This window comes from Pseudoalteromonas sp. P1-13-1a (assembly GCF_001401875.1).
GTDB lineage: Bacteria > Pseudomonadota > Gammaproteobacteria > Enterobacterales > Alteromonadaceae > Pseudoalteromonas.
The window spans coordinates 97,384-116,154 of sequence record NZ_LKDV01000011.1; the positions used below are offsets into that span (position 1 = coordinate 97,384).

Genomic DNA, 18,771 nt, shown 5'->3' on the forward strand with positions numbered 1-18,771 from the left:
AAATAAGTAAGCTTAATTTACTGAGCTGATTATTGCACATTAAAAAGCCCGTTTAATAAACGGGCTTTTTTATGCACTAACTTTAAGGCTAAGCTTTTAAGTTTTAGGGGGTAACTCAGTTAGCATGCCTTTTACTAAACTCACGCTGCCAAGCAGTAAAATAAACGTAAAAGGTAAGGCGGCGATAATAGTAATGTATTGCAACGCTTGAATTGAGTCGGTGCCGCCAATCCACAGCATCAACATAGCAATAATACTGGCAATAACGGCCCATACTAACTTTTGCTTTATAGGCACTTCTAGTTTGCCGCCAGATGTAAGGCTATCTATTACAATAGAGCCGGAGTCGAGGGTGGTGACAAAAAAGATAATTATTAACGCCACAGCTAAAAGCGAAAGCAGCGTACCAAACGAATAAGCATCTAGCATATAAAACAAACTAAGCGTTACATCTGTAATGCCTTGATTCGCCCCTAGTACCCCAACTTTATTTATAATTTGATCAATTGCTACACCACCAAAAACCGACATCCACGCGGTAGTTACGAGAGTAGGAATAAGTAATACGTACACTAAAAACTCACGTATGGTACGCCCTTTTGAAATACGCGCTACAAACATACCAAAGCAAGGTGCGTATGCAACCCACCACGCCCAATAGAATACGGTCCAGCCATGTAGCCACTGCGTATCTTCTCGGCTTGTGCTGTAGCTTAGTGGCATGATATTTTTAATATAGCCGAGTACGGCCGTGTAGGCAGAATCAAGTACGGTGGTAAAGTTTAAAATAAACACTAACCCCAAAAACACGAAGGCGATGCCCATATTTATATTACTTAGGAGTTTTACGCCACCATTCATACCACGCACAATAGAGAGGATAGCCAAGCTCATAATTAATAAAATAATGCCTTGTTGTAATAATAAGGTGCTTTCAAAGCCCAGTACGTGGCTAATACCACTGGCGGCTTGTGCTCCGCCTAAACCTAACGAGGTCGCAAGACCAAAAAGGGTTACTAATACCGCCATTACATCGATAACATCACCTAACCTGCCCCAAACTCGGTCTCCTAAAAGCGGATAAAATACAGAGCGCATAGAAAGCGGTAAGCCTTTGTTATAAACAAAATAGGCTAAACATAAAGCGGTCATACCGTAAATTGCCCAAGCGTGCAGCCCCCAATGGAATACTGTAGCCCCTAAAGCCATTTCGCGGCCTTGTGTGCTAAAGGGTTCTGCATTGAGTGGGGTGCCAAACCAGTCGGTGTAAAATGCAGTCGGTTCTGCCACACCCCAAAAAATAAGGCCAATACCCATACCCGCAGCAAAGAGCATAGATACCCACGATAAGGTTGAATAGTCTGTCGTTGCTTTATCGCCGCCAAGGCGAATTTTACCCAGTGGTGAAGCGGCAATACCTACTGCAAACAGCAGTAATATATTGGCACCCCACATAAATACGTAGTCAAAATTAGTTAGTGCGGCATTTTTTATTGAGTTAATTGCCTCTTTTGCTTCGTTAGGTGATAGGGCAAGCAGGGTAATTATAAAAAGTAGAGATAGACCAATAGAAACAGAAAATACATTAGTATGAATATCCATGCCCCATTTGCTAACGTTGTCTTGCCCTACTTGGTAATCGGTTGAATCGATACTGTATTTTTTTGATTTAAACTTCATATAACACGGCATGAACTACTAGCAACGGCTAATAGTAAAGCTCCTCCATATTTGCATTGTTAATGATCCGCGTATGTAAGATACATGATGAAATATGCAATTAGGTGGTAAGGCGCGGATCCCCTAGGCGCTAAACTGTATCATAAATGCTGCTAATGTTATTGATTTGTTTATGCACTTAAATGCTGCATTAGGGCGGGAGGAGGCGCCATAAATAGTGAGGGCGGATGAAATACGTGATGCTCGGCACCAAATTATTACCGGTGAGAGTATTTACAGCATAACATCTAGGCTCTGCTGGGCTGGTAAAGTGTTTTTATAACGCTATTTAGCTTGCTAATTCAGCGTTTTGTATAATTTAAAGGCAGTTGAACTAAAAAGTTAATTTTTTACTTTACCTTTTCTAAAAGGTCTCTATAATTCGTCGACATTGCAGGGGCGTAGTTCCAATTGGTAGAACAGCGGTCTCCAAAACCGACGGTTGGGAGTTCGAATCTCTCCGCCCCTGCCATTTCTTCTTTACATCGTTTTTATTACTTCATATATTGTTCCCGTGTTTAATTTACTGAGTTGTTATGCATCCACGTTACGCAGCTATTTTTGGTATAGAAAACCTTGAACTAAATCGGCACTATCGCCAAAAAAATAGTGACTCTTCTTCAGACGTTTCGCAAAGCACCGCCGCTGAACGTTTAACGCTGAGTGAGCCGTTATTAAGTGATATACGGTTAAGCGCACCTCCTTTAATAATTAACCATGTTTTTAAAGGCGCTGGTATAGAGTTAACCGACGATAAGCTTACACTACCAACCTCACAGCTCAGTGCTTCTGATAAGCGCGCTCTATGGGCTTTAATGAGTACACACCTTGATAAACTTTAAGCCTGTAAACGAAAATGCCATAGCTCAATTAATGGCTATTGAAACCGCTTGCCACTCTCATCCTTGGTCTCTTAAAACAATGAGCTCTTGCATGGGCGGTCGTTACTTTAATTTAGCGGCGTTTGATGAAAACACCCTAGTAGGTTTTTATATTGGTGAAAAGGCAGGGCCTGACTTTACCCTTATGGATATATGTGTAACACCCAGTGAGCAAGGTAAAGGCATTGCAAGGCAGTTACTTAGCCAGTTTATTGAATATGGCGAGCAGGAAAATGCTGAAAACCTGTTTTTAGAAGTACGCGAATCAAACGCGCGTGCAATAAAGCTTTACGAACATGCTGGCTTTACGCAAATGTCGGTACGTAAAAATTATTACCCGAGCGATGATGTGACTAAAAATGGTTATGAGGACGCCATACTAATGGGTATGGCGCTTAACTTAGGCTTTTTGTAAGCTTTAAGCTGTTTCTTTACTTTTAGCGATAGTTTGCTCTATTGCATTGATTAAATTAATGATCAAAGTAGGGCGCTGTGTTTGATCGTTACTTAGTAAGTTCTCTTCTAATAAAGCAGCACTGTGGTAAATATCATCAAAATTGAAGCACCCCGCACTGCCTTTTAGGCTATGGGCTACGCTTCTAAGTGCTTCTGCATCGTTACTCGCCTTTAAGCTGTTTACCTTTTGCAGGTAACTTGGCAGGTTAGCCACGTAGTTGTCATTAATTTGCTGAAACTTTTCACTTTTTAGTAAGCTATCCCACTTATTTTGATTATCTTTTTCAAGATTTAAGTAGCTTACCAGTACGTTTTCAAGCGCGTCCTTATCGATTGGTTTTGCGAGTGCTTTATCGCAACCCGCTTCTATATAGGTGTCTATATCATGGTTCATTACATTGGCGGTAAGCGCAATTATAGGCCCATCGTAGGCGGCATGGCGTAGCATTTTAGTTGCTTCAAGGCCACCCATTACAGGCATTTGCATATCCATAATAATAAGCTGGTAGTCATTTACTAGCGCCATTTCTACCGCTTGAGCACCGTTATTAGCCATATCAGGCTCAAGCCCCCAGGTTTGTAATAAAAGCTTTATAAGAAGCTGGTTATCTGGATTATCTTCGGCCACCAATATATTGGCATCAAAACTAGAAGTAGCAAACGACAAGAAAGGGTCTTTTTCTGGAATAAGCTGTGCTTTCTCAGTTAAAAGCTCTAATGATTGTTTAGGCTCGTTAATATGGCAATCAACGGTAATAGCAAAGCGACTGCCTATACCAATTTCGCTTTTTAAAGTGACATCGCCACCTAATAACTGTGCTAAGTTTTTAGATATACACAAACCTAAGCCTGTGCCTCCAAAACGTCGCGTTGTGGTGGCATCAGCTTGTTCAAAAGGCTTAAATATACGCTCTATTTGGTGCTCAGACATACCAATACCTGTGTCTTTAACCACAAACTCAAGCTGTTGCTTACTTTGTAAGTAATGCACACAAATAGACACTTTACCTTGTTCGGTAAATTTAACGGCGTTACTGGCGATATTTATTAAGATTTGTTTTAAACGCGTCATATCACTATAAATAGTGCGTGGTAATGGCAGCTCGTAATGAATGCTGAACGCGAGCTGCTTTTCTCGTGCTAGCGGTTCAATAATTGATTCAATATCGTGAACTAGTTGGACTACATTGAGTGGCGCCTGCTCTACTGCAAGCTTTTCTGCTTCTATTTTAGATAAATCGAGTATGTTGTTTATTAGCTCTAATAAGTGTTTAGAGTTTCTTAAAATAGTGTTTAAATGCTGCTTATCGTTAACCACTTTATCGTTAATTAGTAACTGCTCGGTAAAGCCCATAATGGCAGTAAGTGGAGTGCGTATCTCATGACTCATATTTGCTAAAAAGCGACTTTTAAGCTGGTTGGCTTGCTCAGCTTGAGCTATCGCAAGTTCAAGTTGGCTATTCATCGCTTCAAGCGCTTTAGTGCGGCTTTCTACTTTATCTTCTAGGTGGTGTTTATATTCTTCAAGCTGCTCCTGGTAGTGCCTAATTTGGTTGATCATGTGGTTAAAATCGTTAAACAATACCCCAACTTCATCATTGGTATGAGCCGGTAAATTTACCGATAAATCACCATCACCAACACGATGGCTAGCCGCCCCTAAAAGCTCAATGGGGTTAAGTAGTAAGTTGCGAACAACCACAAAAATAAGAATAGGCAGGGTGATCACCGAAATGATCACAATTAAGCCTGTAATTAAGCTAATAGCCTTACCCGATTGATAAAGCACGCCCTTTGGAATGGTTGATACAAAATAATAACCGCCACTCATTTGTACGGCAAAAATCATTCTTTCTATTTTGTCTATGCTAGAAAGCTCAATAGTCGAAAGGGTGCCTACATCAGCTAAATTATGCACTTGTTCAAGCTCGTGCTCGGTAATGTATTGTCCGCGTAAACTGTAGTCTGAGCTAAATAAAATTTGCCCATCGTTTGTAAGCAATAAATTTAGCGTATTGTTGTAAGGCGCTTCTAAAATACTGGTGTTTAATATAGAAGGTTCGACTTGTAATACTATAAAGCCAAGTTGTTGTGGCCGCTTTAAATAGTAATCTACACTTTGAACGCGTTGTACAAAAAATAAATTTGTGGTGCCGTCGCTGTTTTGCACCATAAATTGTTGCTGGCGCAAATTACTTTGCAGTACTTGCTTAAAAAATGGGTATGACTGCGGTGCAGTTGTTAGGTTGTTAGAGTAATACGCGTCACTTTTACCACTGGCCGACACTAAATTAATACTAATTATATCTGGGTAGGCTTCGCTATAACTGGCAAAAACATCCATTAGTGCCCCTAAACGGCGAGTATAGCTGCCATCAGCGTGAATGTCGTTTGATAAAAAATCACTTAAAACCGGTGAGGTTGACAGTAGTTTTGCTGTGGAATGAAACGAGTCTATGTAGTTAAAAACCTTTTGTTGCTGTTGCTCAACAAAGCGACTCATTATAAGGTCGGCTTGTTTTTGGGTCGAATTGGTTACATTAGTTAGGGTAAAGCCACCTAAAAATAGCAAAGGTAATATCACCAAAGGAGTTATATACCATAATAATCGAATGCTTAACTTACTGGTTTTCATGACCAAACTACTTATCCTCCGTGCAATCTATCAATGATATGCGTTACAGGTTTAATTCTCAAGAAGCTAAGGTCGATTAGCGTTAATTTAGAGTAAAAATATAATGTTTTAATACATGGGTCGTTAATAAGTTATTGCTAAGGAGGCTTTTATATTCTTGGCACTTTAAGTTTATCTGTTAAGTTTTAAAAAATTACCCTATGTATTGTGCTTTAAGTGAAAACATCATTGTTAAAATTTAATGTATCTACCGATTAAATTACAGTTAGATGGCCCCCTAAAATAGTGATTAGACAAAGCCAAGATATTTTTAAGTTAGATAGCACACTTTTATACCGACTCCTGTTACAATTGCCACTATTAAAAAATTAGCTATATGGCGTTAATTGTTGTCAATTTATTCACACTAAATTGCTCAAAGCCCAGTTAATAACGATCAACTTAACGGGTTGCCTTGCATACACTCAATGTTATGCATGTAACTTGGCATCAAACTAAAAGAACTTATTAATGGCAGACCAGAATATTATCAACGAAATTAGCAAGCGAAGGACTTTTGCAATTATATCGCACCCGGATGCTGGTAAAACCACCATCACCGAAAAAGTACTTTTGTTCGGACAAGCGATTCAAAAAGCCGGTACTGTAAAAGGCCGTGGCTCTAATCAGCATGCAAAGTCTGACTGGATGGAAATGGAAAAGGAACGTGGTATATCAGTTACTACCTCTGTCATGCAGTTTCCATATAACAATGCGCTAGTTAATTTACTTGATACTCCTGGACACGAAGACTTCTCAGAAGATACTTACCGTACTTTAACTGCGGTAGATTCGTGTTTAATGGTTATTGATGCCGCAAAAGGTGTAGAAGAACGTACCCGTAAACTTATGGAAGTTACGCGCTTGCGTACTACCCCAATCGTTACCTTTATGAATAAGTGTGACCGTGATATTCGTGACCCAATGGAGCTACTTGATGAAGTAGAAACAGAGCTAAACATTGCCTGTGCGCCTATTACGTGGCCAATTGGTTGTGGTAAAGAGTTTAAAGGTGTTTATCACATTCATAACGACGAGGCAGTTTTATACAAAACAGGCCAAGGTCATACGATTCAAGAAGTACGCACTGTAAAAGGCCTTGATAACCCAGAGCTTGATACCGCCATTGGTGAAGAGCTTGCCGAGCAATTACGTGAAGAACTAGAACTGGTAATTGGCGCCTCTAACGAGTTTGACCTTGAGCTGTTTTTAGCGGGTGAGCTTTCGCCTGTTTACTTTGGTACAGCCCTTGGTAACTTTGGTGTAGACCATGTACTTGATGGTTTAACACAGTGGGCACCAACACCATTGCCGCGTGAAACAGAAGACCGCCAAGTTGTTGCAACTGAAGAAAACTTTACCGGCTTTGTATTTAAAATTCAGGCTAACATGGACCCTAAACACCGTGACCGTATAGCCTTTATGCGTATTGTATCGGGTAAATACAGCCAAGGCATGAAAATGAACCACGTGCGTATTGGTAAACAAATAAGTATTTCCGATGCGGTAACCTTTATGGCGGGCGATCGTGAGCGCGCAGCAGATGCATTCGCAGGCGACATTATTGGTTTGCATAACCACGGCACTATTCAGATTGGCGATACTTTTACGCAAGGCGAAAAGCTTAAATTTAGTGGCATTCCTAACTTTGCCCCTGAATTGTTCCGCCGTATTCGATTAAAAGATCCGCTTAAGCAAAAGCAGCTACTAAAGGGCTTAGTACAGTTATCTGAAGAAGGTGCAGTACAAGTATTTAGACCGCTTATTAATAACGATTTGATTGTAGGCGCAGTAGGTGTGCTGCAGTTTGATGTTGTTGTTGCGCGTTTAAAAGCAGAATACAACGTAGATGCTATTTACGAAGGTGTTAACGTAAATACTGCGCGCTGGGTACATTGTGACGACGTTAAAAAGTTTGAAGAGTTTAAGCGTAAGTGCGAAAGCAACTTAGCGCTTGATGGTGGCGATAACTTAACTTACATAGCACCAAGTCGCGTAAACCTAAATTTATCGGTAGAGCGTTACCCAGACGTAACCTTTAGCCACACGCGCGAAAATTAGAACTGACTGACTAAAGTTAACTGAAAGCCTGCTATGGCGGGCTTACATAGGTAAATAATATAATGAACATTCGTACTATTTTAGTAGAAAAAGCCATTGCCGCCATGACCGCTGCAGGCCTACCAGAAGATACCAATCCAGCAGTTACACAAAGCACACGCCCGCAATTTGGTGATTACCAAATTAATGGTGCAATGGGTGCCGCTAAAAAAATGAAAAGCAACCCACGCGAGCTTGCGCAAAAAATTATTGATAATTTAGATGTAAATGATATTGCTGAAAAAACAGAAATTGCCGGCCCAGGTTTTATTAACATCCACTTAAAGCCTGAGTTTTTAGCAAACAGTGTAAAAGCAGCAAACAGCGATGCAAAACTGGCTGTGAATGAGCACACTAACCCACAAACTGTGGTAGTAGATTACTCATCACCAAACCTTGCAAAAGAAATGCACGTAGGCCATTTACGTTCAACCATTATTGGTGATGCGATTGTACGTGCCCTTGAGTTTAGAGGCGATAAAGTTATTCGCCAAAACCATATGGGCGATTGGGGCACACAGTTTGGTATGCTAATTGCGCATTTAGAAGATCAAATTAGCCAAGGCGTAGACTTAGAGTCGGTAGCGCTTGCTGATTTAGAAACGTTTTACCGCGACGCTAAAAAACGTTTTGACGATGAAGAAGGCTTTGCCGATAAAGCCCGTGATTACGTGGTTAAACTACAAGGCGGCGATGCGCACTGTGAAAAGCTATGGAAGTTATTTATAGCAACCTCAGTTAAGCACTCTGAAGAAGTATATAAACGTCTAAATGTAACGCTTACTCAAGACGATATTATGGCTGAAAGTGCATACAACAGCGAACTTAACGATATTATTAGCCTTTTAAAAGATAAAAATATTGCTGTAGAGTCGCAAGGCGCACAAGTGGTGTTTTTAGATGAGCTTGCCAACAAAGATGGTGAGCCATCAGCGTTTATCGTGCAGAAATCTGGCGGTGGCTTTTTATATGCAACCACCGATTTAGCCGCATGTAATTACCGCTCAAACACTTTAGGCGCTGAACGTATTTTAATATTTGTTGATGCGCGTCAAAGCCTTCACTTTAATCAAGTGGAGCTTACAGCACGAAAAGCAGGCCTTTTACGTGATGAGACAAGCTATGAGTTTTGCCCGTTTGGCACCATGATGGGCGCCGATGGTAAACCATTTAAAACTCGCACCGGTGGCACTGTTAAACTTGCCGACTTACTTGAAGAGTCAATTAGCCGTGCAGCAACAAAACTTGCTGAGCGTGAATCTGATTTATCGGATCATGATCGCAGCGAAATTGCGCGTAAAGTCGGTATTGGCGCGGTTAAGTACGCTGACCTTTCTAAGCACCGTACCAGCGATTACATATTCAACTGGGACACCATGTTAAGCTTTGAAGGCGCCACAGCACCTTACTTACAATATGCTTATACGCGAGTGCGCAGTCTTTTCCGTAAATCAGGTGTAGATGCTGCCTCGTTAAATGCTGATGTAGCTATAGCTGAGCCGCAAGAAAAAGCGCTAGCGCTTAAACTGCTACAGCTTGAAGAAGTCCTTGATTTAATGATCTCTGAGGCTACTCCCCACGTATTATGTAGCTACTTATACGAGCTAGCTAGCTTATACATGACATTCTACGAAGCCTGCCCAGTACTAAAAGAAGGCGTAGAGCCAAGCGTACGTGACAGCCGTTTAGTGCTGTGTAATTTAGTGGCAGATACGCTAAAAACAGGATTGGATTTGTTAGGCATTGAAGTCATGGAGCAAATGTAATCACCTTCTGCTTCGTGTAGTTCGCTTTGACTGCGTTGTCGTGCTTTTTTAGCCTAAGTCACATACTAATTGTATGCTCCTTGGCATAAAAAAGCACTTCGCCTTGTCAGCACTCCTACACTTGCCGACATAACTTGGCACAGAGTTCTACCCTAATCACATACAAACCGTATGCTCATAGGGATAAGTCGGGTTGGATGCCTTGTCTTAGGCTAAACTACTTAGGTGAACGTCTGCTTCGTGTAGTTCGCTTTAGCTGCGTTGGTAAAACTATTTAGCCTAAGTCACATACAAACCGTATGCTCCTTGGCATAAATAGTTTTACCGCCTTGCTAGCACTCCTACACTTGCAGATGATTTTAGGCTTTACTTGACGAACTTTTGTAAGTTAATCAATTTTGTAGCTGATAGCTGATAGCTGATAGCTGATAGCTGATAGCTGATAGCACCGTAGGTTGGGTTTAGTGAAACGAAACCCAACACTAAACTAACATTAAACAAAACATTTTTATTTTTGCTCTTATAACGATTAACAGCCTGACCTTAACTTACCCACATACGCTTTAATAAACAGAGAAGGATTTGTTTATGAAACTCGAAGATATCCGCCGTGAATACCTGCAAGACGCGCTAAGCGAAGATAACTTGCAAGATGATCCATTCAAACAATTTGAAACGTGGCTTGAGCATGCTGTTGGCAGTAATATTCCAGACCCAACGGCGATGGTTGTAGCAACAGTTGATGAAACTGGGCAACCTTCACAGCGTATTGTACTGTTAAAGCATTTAGATGATAACGGGTTTGTATTTTTTACTAATACCGGCTCTCGTAAAGCACAAGAGCTAAAAGGTAATAATAAAATATCGCTGCATTTTCCATGGCACCATATGGAGCGCCAAGTGATTGTATACGGCGAGGCAAAACCATTACCAACATCAGCGGTGGCAAAATATTTTTTATCGCGCCCTAAAGAAAGTCAATTAGCCGCATGGGCATCAGCGCAAAGCCGTCCGGTGTCCTCGCGAAAAGCGCTAATGGAAACCTTTGCCAATATGAAGAGTAAATTTGCTAACGGCGAAATTCCACTGCCAGATTTTTGGGGCGGATATTGCGTAGTGCCTTCTAAAATTGAGTTTTGGCAAGGTGGCGCGCATCGATTGCACGACCGTTTTATATATCAGCGTCAAGCCGATAATAGCTGGCAAATAACACGTTTAAACCCTTAATCGGTTTACGCTGTGAAGTTTATAGACTCGCATTGCCATCTTGATTTTAGCGAATTTGATACAAATCGCGAATCACTCATAAAAGAGTGTATTGCTAAAGGTGTTGAGCGTTTTGTTGTGCCAGGTATCAGCTTGGCGCAATCAAAGCAACTAATTGAATTTAAAGATAAATACTCACAAGTACATATTGCCGCAGGCCTTCACCCTTACTTTTTAGGTGATCATAAAGATGCTCACTTAGTGCAGCTATTCGACTTTGCAAAGGTGAACAATAATCAACTGGTAGCAATAGGTGAGTGTGGACTTGATAGAAGTATTGAAGACCTTGAAAAGCAAACAAGATTGTTTGAGCAGCAAATAACGATTGCTAACGAACTGAACCTACCGCTTATTGTGCACCACAGGCAAAGCCATGACTTAATTGCGCAATCGTTTAAACGTTGTAAGCCAAAATGTGGTGGGGTGATACATGCGTTTTCGGGATCACTCCAGCAAGCCCAGTATTATATCAAACAGGGCTTTAAATTAGGGGTAGGTGGGGTTATTACCTATGAACGGGCTGCTAAAACCCGTAATGTCATTGCTCAAATTGAGCCACAACATTTAGTGCTCGAAACCGACTCGCCTTCAATGCCACTTAGCGGTCATCAAGGTGAAATTAATACGCCATTACACATTCCAAATGTGTTCAATGTATTATGTAGTTTAAAGCAAAGTAGCGATATAGAGGCGCTTGCGAAGCAGCTTTATGACTCTTGCTCTGAGGTTTTTTGCATATAGCGGTTTACCTGCCAACGTTTTAGTCCACGCCCTAACTGCCACGTAAAAATACACGCAATAACTAGCATTAACAAAACTTGCCTGCCTAAATCATGAAAATGATTGTGACTGTCTGATATCGCAGCACGTGTTAAATAGGTAATAGAGACAAAGCCAAGAGGCTTATCTATGTCGCTTACAACAGGCTCAACAAACGGGGTTTTTAGTTTACTTATTCCAGGGGTCGACTCTGGTAATTGGCCAAATACATGATGTGACTGCCAATGATCGCTGCTTGCTATAAGCACGCCTTGCTGATCGTATATTGTGGCTGAAAGTACAAACTCGTCTTTACTTATATCGTTGCATAGCGCAGTAAGTTGTGGCTTATTTTTAGCAAGTAATGGCTCTTTAGCATTCAGTGCCATAAATCGGGCTAAGCTTTTGGCAGTGTTATCGGCACTATTATAAAGCAGTTGGTGGCTTTCAAAGCTGCTGTTAACACCTACAAAACTCAGTAATACAAAACAGCCCGCAGCCAATAATAAACGAATAATTCGCTTTCTTTGTGATGCAGATAAAGGGCTTTTTATATGGTTATTTTTCATAGTCACCGTATATGCTACTGACAGCATTTTGATTTGATGTTACAACTACAGTAACTATAACCTTAAATCTACCTCAATGGCGAATTTAGCGTTATGAATCCTCTAAAAGATACGCAAAATTAAAAAAACAAATAACAAACACGGAGACCCCATGTCGCAAACGAACATGGCACAGCCAGCTGCTGAGCAAGCATTACACTTTTTAACGCTAAACACATGGTTTAATTATAATGGTGGGCAGTTTACTACTGCTCAAACACAACCAGATAAAACCGTTGGGTTATTTAGTATTGCGTTTGCCGGCGATTTTGAACTAAAGCACGTAACTAGCATTATCGAATTTTTAAAAAAGCACGAACTCAATGTAACGGCTGTATGTCACTATCAACCCGACTTAGGGTTAGCCCCAGCTTTGTGTTTTTATAGCCCAGAGTCAGAGCAAAAAATTAATCCGCTTGTGCTAGGGGAGTTTGCAAATTCGCTTGATTGTCAGCTAGTGCAAGTTGCCACACCGCCAAACTTATATGAACCAGGCTTATTGGTTATGGATATGGACTCCACCGCCATCACCATAGAATGCATTGATGAAATTGCGCGTTTAGCAGATGTATATGACGATGTGGCTTCTGTAACCGCACTTGCAATGGCTGGCAAGTTAGATTTTAGCGAAAGTTTAAATCAACGTGTAGCAAAGTTAGCTGGCATAGAGCAAAGCTTAATAGATGAGTTAAAAAATACTTTACCATTAATGCCAGGTATTAAAGCCTTATGCCAAATATTAAAGCAGCATAATTGGTATCTTGCTATCGCATCAGGCGGGTTTGTACCCTTTGCAGAGCGTGTGCAACAGCTTATTAATTTAGATGAAGTACATGCTAATGTGCTTGAGTTTGCGAACGACAAGCTCACTGGGAAGGTCTCTGGTACTATAGTTGATGCGCAGCAAAAAGCGGTTGTTTTAGAAACATTGCAACAAAAGTTGGGCTTAGCAAATACGCAAACGGTAGCCATTGGCGATGGTGCAAATGATTTGCTAATGATGGAAAAAGCAGGGTTAGGCGTTGCCGTACACGGTAAACCAAAAGTGGTGGAGCAAGCTCAAGCAGCTATATGTAAGGGGTCGTTATTACAGTTACTGTACATGCTGGCAATTCCTTACATAAATAACCGCAGCATAAGTTAAACCGCTTAGCGCAAGCGGTTTAACCACAGCAGTTTTCTTCGGCCCATTTGAGCCACTTGCTTTTGATCTAATTGTAAATGGCTAAGGGCTTCGTCGGTTATATCTACAATATCACCCACGCCAGATACTGCCCACAGCGCTTCTTCTATATCCTTTGCTTTGTGCATTGCATATTGGCTTACATACTTTAGCTCATTTGATAGATAGTCCGTATCTGGGCGCCCAGTACGCGATAAATATAAGCGCATTACAAATACCAGTTCAGATTTAACGCCTGCACTAATTTGCTCGCTAAAGCTTGAATAGTTTTCACCTAGTACGCATTGGCTTGTGACAGCCTTTTCAATAGTCTCTTGCTTAGGGTCAAAATTAATCACGAGAGTAAACGGTAAAGGCGGGTCTTGTCGGCTACGATCTTTGATGCTTGGGGTGATCACATCAATAATTTGTTGTTGCGTTAAAATATGGCTCAGATCAGTTTTGTTATTTAATAAGCCAAAATTTTGTAAAATAACGTGGATAGGGCTGGCATATAAACCAAAACCTATGGCACCTGGAATAAAGTGGTTTGCTTCTTTATGTAAATAAAGCGGGAATTGGCACACACTTTTGGTCACCATATTTCTCAGTGCAGTAGAAAGGCCTTCTATTTTCGGGGCTTCTTCAGATACTTTTAGTTTATCTTTATTACTTTCAATTAATTGGGTAAAAAAGTTAACACCTGCATGTGGTAAGTCAGCCACTCTGTTCGCTTTTAAATTAATGGTTGTTAATGACTTACTAATCGCCATTACTTCGTATTTAAGCTCACTTAAGTTATGTTTTTTAGTTATTTTTTGTAAATCGGGGAAAGATAGTAAAACAATATCACCCTTTTTAAAGCTAACCGGTACGGATGACTCTAATTGCAAACCCATCACCGAAAAATCCCGAGAATGGGCCTGGTACTGCTTATCCTCAAAGGTAACTAAAGCGGGTGTTTTATATAAGTAGCGTTTATGAGAGCGCAAATTTACATACTCTAACGCAACAATATCTAAATAAGGTGGTTTGTTATGCTTAGCATGGCCAAAATGCTTAAGTTGGTTAACTATCGCCTTATCAAACGGTAATTTTTTATAATTTGCTTGTTCTTCGCTATTGCCAATGGCAGTTAAAACCGCAATGTATTTCACATCTTTTATAAGGCCTGACACACGTGGCGATGGCGGTTTATTTAGCTTTTCTATATTTTTACCCGCCGAGTTTGGTAGCGATAACGGAATAAACGAATCATCTGGGTGGCTTGGCATAACTTGTAGCTTAAAACATTGCCAACTATCTTTTTGACTGCCGAATCCTAAAAATAGATTTTTTAATTTAGGGCTGTTATTAAGCTCTGTACGCGTGGCTGAGTAGTAATAAATTTTTCCCGCAGAGACATGTGTAAATGTATATAGATACTCTTCTTTTACGGCGGTTACTTGGCTAAGCATTTGACTAATGCGTTGGTTATTCAAAACGCTATATAAGCAGGGCACTTTTCTTTCATCAGTAAAATAGCGCTGAATAAAAATGTTATTTTCAGTTGTCAGGCTCAAGCTTGGGACTATATGGTCGCCTTTTTTACTTAAAAATACGTATAAAGAGGTAACACGGGGGATATAATATTGCTCATAACCTTTGGAAACAACTGCATCAAGGGTGTTATCTAAATTCACTTTATAGCGACGTTTATTGCCATGAATAAAGCTTTCTAAAAATTTATCGAATGCTTCATTTTTTTCTATATAAGTGCGCTTTAAACGAATGTGGTTATATTCGCGTGATATGTTATCAACTGCCACGACTTCATATTGAATGCCGTTTTTAAGGCCTAACTCAAAATCTTGCTCAAGCCCAACTAGGCGCATGGCAATGAGTTGCCCTTTTTTAATAACTTGGCGGGTAGAAAGTTTAATTTTACAGCCACTTAAAGAAATATCTGAAGTGCTAGCGGCAATATTTTTATGATCATTGTACTCAATTTTAACTTTAATTGAGTAGTTCATCCGCTCTTCAGAGCGACTTTCGTATGAGGCAAATTTTATTACGCTGGTAGTTAGGGTATCGTTTTCGGCTTGCGCATCACTTTGGTCTTGCGCTTGCTTTTGCAGTACGCGATGGTTGTTTTCGGTATTCATTACTGCTTCGTATACTGCTAACGTATAGCCGCCGTGTTGCTTAAGGGCTGCTTCAAAAACCTCTATGGCAGTATCATCCATAAAATGTTGTTTGCCATTATGCTCATATGGGCGCACTTGCCCGGTAACTAAGCCCCGTAGGTCTACAAAGCGGGCTACTGGCTGAGATAGGCGCGACATTTCCATTTTCATCAAAAATTGCTCAGGCTTTGTTAAACCGGCCGTTTTAGATTTGAAAATTTGGTCGAACTTCGCGTTACCTAAATAGGTTTTTAACTCATTTACGAGACTTTCGTGTTTGAGCAGTATGTCTTCAGCCATTTATAAATCGTCACCGTCTAATTGAAAAGTAGGTATACTGTAAAGTCCATTTATTTGAAAATTCAATAAACGTAACATCGCACCACAGTGTTGATATAGGTACGGTTTTTCGTGTAAGTACAGTTTAACTCTTGTTATTATGTGTTAAATGCCAAATTATTGGCAAGTTACTTCAAAGCATATAAAAGCAATAAGTATGCCCTAAATTAGGGCAAAATAAAAAGTAGTATGTATTTGTATTTAAAGTAGAAACAAACTACGTGTGACGAATGCTACACTGCAAGCACATTGCTTCAATGGTAATATCTATTCTTAATAGTAAACGCTCAAATTAAACAATAGTAGGTAAGGTTATAAATGGCTAAAGCGGCAAAAGTAGAATTTGTTTGTACAGAATGTGGTATGAACTATCAACGTTGGCAAGGTCAGTGTCGCTGTGGTGCATGGAACACGTTGGCAGAATTTAAACCCTCAGCAGGACAAAGTAAAAAAGCGGCTGCGCGCGCAACGGTAGGTGGCTATGCCGGTGGTGTTGGCGGCGGCTCTAAAAAAATTGACGATGTAGCCACCACAGAAGCCGAAAAGCAACTAACCGAAATAGGTGAACTTGACCGTGTACTAAGCGGCGGGGTAACCACAGGCTCGGTTAATATTATTTCGGGCGACCCTGGTGCGGGTAAAACAACGCTATTATCTGACTTAGTAGCCAGAATGTCGCAGCGTATGCCATCGCTTTATTGTACAGCTGAGGAGTCGCTGTCGCAGTTTAAAAACCGTGTAAACAGACTAAAGCTTAATTACAACGCCGATGAGCTTTATTTACTTTCCGAAACCAGCGTAGAAACCATTATTGAAGAGCTTGATAAAAATAAAATTAAGTTTGCTGTTATCGACTCTATTCAAGCGGTTGTAACCGATACCGCCAACGGCAGCCCAGGTTCGCCTTCGCAAGTAAAAAGTGCCGCACAAGCGCTTACCCAGTATTGTAAGCAAAACGATGTCACCATGTTTATTATTGCCCATGTAAATAAAAACAACGAAATTGCAGGGCCGCAAACATTAGTGCATATAGTGGATGCTTTATTGCATATTGACACGAATGATGGACAAGTACGTACGCTAAGAGCTAATAAAAACCGTTTTGGTGATATTGATACCGTAGGCATTTTTAAAATGTGCGAGCGCGGCATGCTGAGCGTTGATAACCCCAGTGAGATTTTTTTATCGGGATCAAGTACTGAATCACCGGGCTCTACTATTACGTGTATCCGAAAAGGTAACCGGAACTTATTGCTCGAAATACAGTGTTTAACCACCGAAACCGAAGCTGAATTCCCACAGCGAGTATGTGTAGGTTTAAACATGAACCGAATAAAAATGCTTACTGGTATTTTACGTAAACACACCAAAACTAAAATATTTCACGATACGTTTTTTAATATTGTGGGCGGCTTACGAATTGATGAAACCGAAACCTGTATTGATTTAGCGTTAGTGACTGCGCTTTTAAGTAGCTTAAACGAATTTGTAGTACCGCGTACAACCTGCATTATGGGTGAACTTAGCTTAAACGGCGACGTACGCCCAATCGACAGCGGTGTACCGCGAGTTAAAGAAGCGGCGCAGCATGGTTTTACCGAAATATTTATTCCATTTCGTAATTACCATAAATCTATGGAAGGCTTAGGCGCTAAAATTACGCCTGTAAAAACAGTGCATGAGCTGCTTAGTTTGATTAATTAACGCTTACAGGGATTGCCATGCAATGTTACTCTTGAGCTAATATAACTTACACAAAGAACAGAATAAGGAAATAACATGAAAAAACTCGTAATAGCCATAGCCATTGTTGCAGCAGGTGTTGGTGGCATTAGCTACGCAAACTATGTAGCAACCCAAGAAGTTCGTACTGAAGTAGACAAGCAGCTTGCTTTAGTAAGCGATCAAACTGGTGCAACGTTTAAATATGCGGGTTTATCGGCAAGTGTTATTTCTAAAAGTGTTGAAATTACTAACATGGAAGTAATAAGCCCTGAAGGTGAAAACGTAGCGCATATTCAAAGTATTGAAGTAACCGGTTACGAAACCGATAAAATATCGCCACATACATCGTTTACAGTAAAAAGCTTCCAGTTCGATAAAGACTTTGTAGCAAAACTACCTGCTGATACAAACGAAATGCTCGCCTCAGCAAGCTACGACTTAAGCTCATCGCTTGATTACAATGAGCAGTCTGGCGACAGCGACGTAGTTTTAAAGCTCGATGCAAAAGATATTGTTAGTTTTAATATGGATGTAGGCCTTGCCAATGCTAAAGCATTAATGGACGCATCCCTTGCTATAAGCAAAGCGCAGCAAGAAGCAGGGGACACGCCACTTACTTACGAGCAAGAGTTACAACAGCAAACCTTAGTGATGCAAGCTATGAGCAAGCTTGAGCCTCGTAATATTAATTTAGTACTTAATAACCAAGGCAAATTAAAAGAGCTATTTGTGAGTGAGCTTGAAAAGCAAGGTATGACGCTTGAGCAAATGCAAATGACGCTACAGCAACAATTGCAACAAGCTCCTGTAACTGAAGAAATTGCACAATCGCTTACTGACTTTGCCAAAGGCCTAAACTCTTTAAGCATATCGGCAAAATTGCCTGAAGGTAAAACCATGATGGAAGTAAACCAGCAAATAATGATGTTAGCTGGCCAGCCAGAAGAGCTAGTTAAATTCGTTAATTTAGAAGTTAAAGGCGAATAATAGCGAATAGCTATCAGCTGCCAGTTTCATACAAAAAAGCCGTACTTGATTAATCAAGTACGGCTTTTATTATTTTAGCTGATAGCTGATAGCTGATAGCTGATAGCTGATAGCTGATAGCTGATAGCTGATAGCTGATAGCTGATAGCTGATAGCTGATAGCT

Annotated in this window: 13 protein-coding genes and 1 tRNA gene; 10 read left to right on the top strand and 4 right to left on the bottom strand. The window is 40.5% G+C overall.

Annotation, left to right across the window (positions count from 1 at the left end; translation table 11 throughout):
- Positions 1-96: 96 nt before the first annotated feature.
- Positions 97-1,680 (bottom strand): BCCT family transporter, encoded by a 1,584-nt coding sequence (locus tag AN391_RS09255; RefSeq protein WP_055015141.1) that lies wholly within the window; start codon positions 1,678-1,680, stop codon positions 97-99.
- A 434-nt stretch (positions 1,681-2,114) separates the two neighbouring features.
- Here AN391_RS09255 and AN391_RS09260 point away from each other — a divergent pair.
- From AN391_RS09260 to rimI, 3 genes are all read left to right on the top strand, one after another.
- Positions 2,115-2,191 (top strand) — tRNA-Trp (locus tag AN391_RS09260).
- A 64-nt stretch (positions 2,192-2,255) separates the two neighbouring features.
- A complete protein-coding gene (locus AN391_RS09265; protein WP_055015142.1) occupies positions 2,256-2,561 on the top strand; it encodes a hypothetical protein in 306 nt (101 codons plus the stop codon).
- Complete coding sequence (gene rimI, locus AN391_RS09270) at positions 2,548-3,015, top strand: ribosomal protein S18-alanine N-acetyltransferase (RefSeq protein ID WP_055015143.1); 468 nt, start codon at positions 2,548-2,550, stop codon at positions 3,013-3,015. The genes AN391_RS09265 and rimI overlap by 14 nt, the downstream gene beginning before the upstream one ends.
- 3 nt (positions 3,016-3,018) lie before the next feature.
- On the opposite strand, the gene AN391_RS09275 is transcribed toward rimI, so the two are convergent.
- Positions 3,019-5,691, bottom strand: a complete 2,673-nt coding sequence (locus AN391_RS09275; protein WP_055015144.1) for an ATP-binding protein — start codon at positions 5,689-5,691, stop codon at positions 3,019-3,021.
- Between the two features lie 510 nt (positions 5,692-6,201).
- Between AN391_RS09275 and prfC the strand changes: the two genes are divergently transcribed.
- The 4 genes from prfC to AN391_RS09295 all read left to right on the top strand — a co-directional run bounded on the left by prfC (position 6,202) and on the right by AN391_RS09295 (position 11,603).
- Positions 6,202-7,791 carry a peptide chain release factor 3 gene (gene prfC, locus AN391_RS09280; protein ID WP_055015145.1) on the top strand — a complete coding sequence of 530 codons (1,590 nt, stop codon included), beginning with the start codon at positions 6,202-6,204 and terminating at the stop codon, positions 7,789-7,791.
- 62 nt (positions 7,792-7,853) lie between these two features.
- Positions 7,854-9,596, top strand: coding sequence for an arginine--tRNA ligase (gene argS, locus AN391_RS09285; RefSeq protein WP_055015146.1), 1,743 nt, complete (start codon positions 7,854-7,856; stop codon positions 9,594-9,596).
- A gap of 588 nt (positions 9,597-10,184) precedes the next feature.
- Complete coding sequence (gene pdxH, locus AN391_RS09290) at positions 10,185-10,823, top strand: pyridoxamine 5'-phosphate oxidase (protein WP_055015147.1); 639 nt, start codon at positions 10,185-10,187, stop codon at positions 10,821-10,823.
- Positions 10,824-10,835: 12 nt separating this feature from the next.
- The gene (locus tag AN391_RS09295; RefSeq protein WP_055015148.1) at positions 10,836-11,603 is read left to right on the top strand and encodes a TatD family hydrolase; all 768 of its coding nucleotides are present in this window, start codon (positions 10,836-10,838) and stop codon (positions 11,601-11,603) included.
- Here AN391_RS09295 and AN391_RS09300 read toward each other — a convergent pair.
- Positions 11,570-12,190: an AhpA/YtjB family protein gene (locus tag AN391_RS09300; protein WP_055015149.1), complete on the bottom strand. Its 621-nt coding sequence runs from the start codon at positions 12,188-12,190 to the stop codon at positions 11,570-11,572. The genes AN391_RS09295 and AN391_RS09300 overlap by 34 nt on opposite strands.
- A 151-nt stretch (positions 12,191-12,341) precedes the next feature.
- On the opposite strand from AN391_RS09300, the gene serB reads away from it, so the two are divergent.
- Complete coding sequence (serB, locus tag AN391_RS09305) at positions 12,342-13,373, top strand: phosphoserine phosphatase SerB (RefSeq protein ID WP_055015150.1); 1,032 nt, start codon at positions 12,342-12,344, stop codon at positions 13,371-13,373.
- A gap of 5 nt (positions 13,374-13,378) precedes the next feature.
- Here the strand turns inward: serB and AN391_RS09310 are convergent, their stop codons facing one another.
- Entirely contained in the window at positions 13,379-15,856 is a 2,478-nt protein-coding gene (locus AN391_RS09310) for a PilZ domain-containing protein (protein ID WP_055015151.1), read from the bottom strand.
- A gap of 357 nt (positions 15,857-16,213) precedes the next feature.
- Between AN391_RS09310 and radA the strand changes: the two genes are divergently transcribed.
- Together radA and AN391_RS09320 are read left to right on the top strand one after the other, a co-directional pair.
- On the top strand, positions 16,214-17,599 hold the full coding sequence (gene radA / locus AN391_RS09315) for a DNA repair protein RadA (protein WP_055015152.1): 1,386 nt from the start codon (positions 16,214-16,216) through the stop codon (positions 17,597-17,599).
- Between the two features lie 75 nt (positions 17,600-17,674).
- Complete coding sequence (locus tag AN391_RS09320; protein WP_055015153.1) at positions 17,675-18,607, top strand: hypothetical protein; 933 nt, start codon at positions 17,675-17,677, stop codon at positions 18,605-18,607.
- The last annotated feature ends 164 nt before the right edge of the window (positions 18,608-18,771 follow it).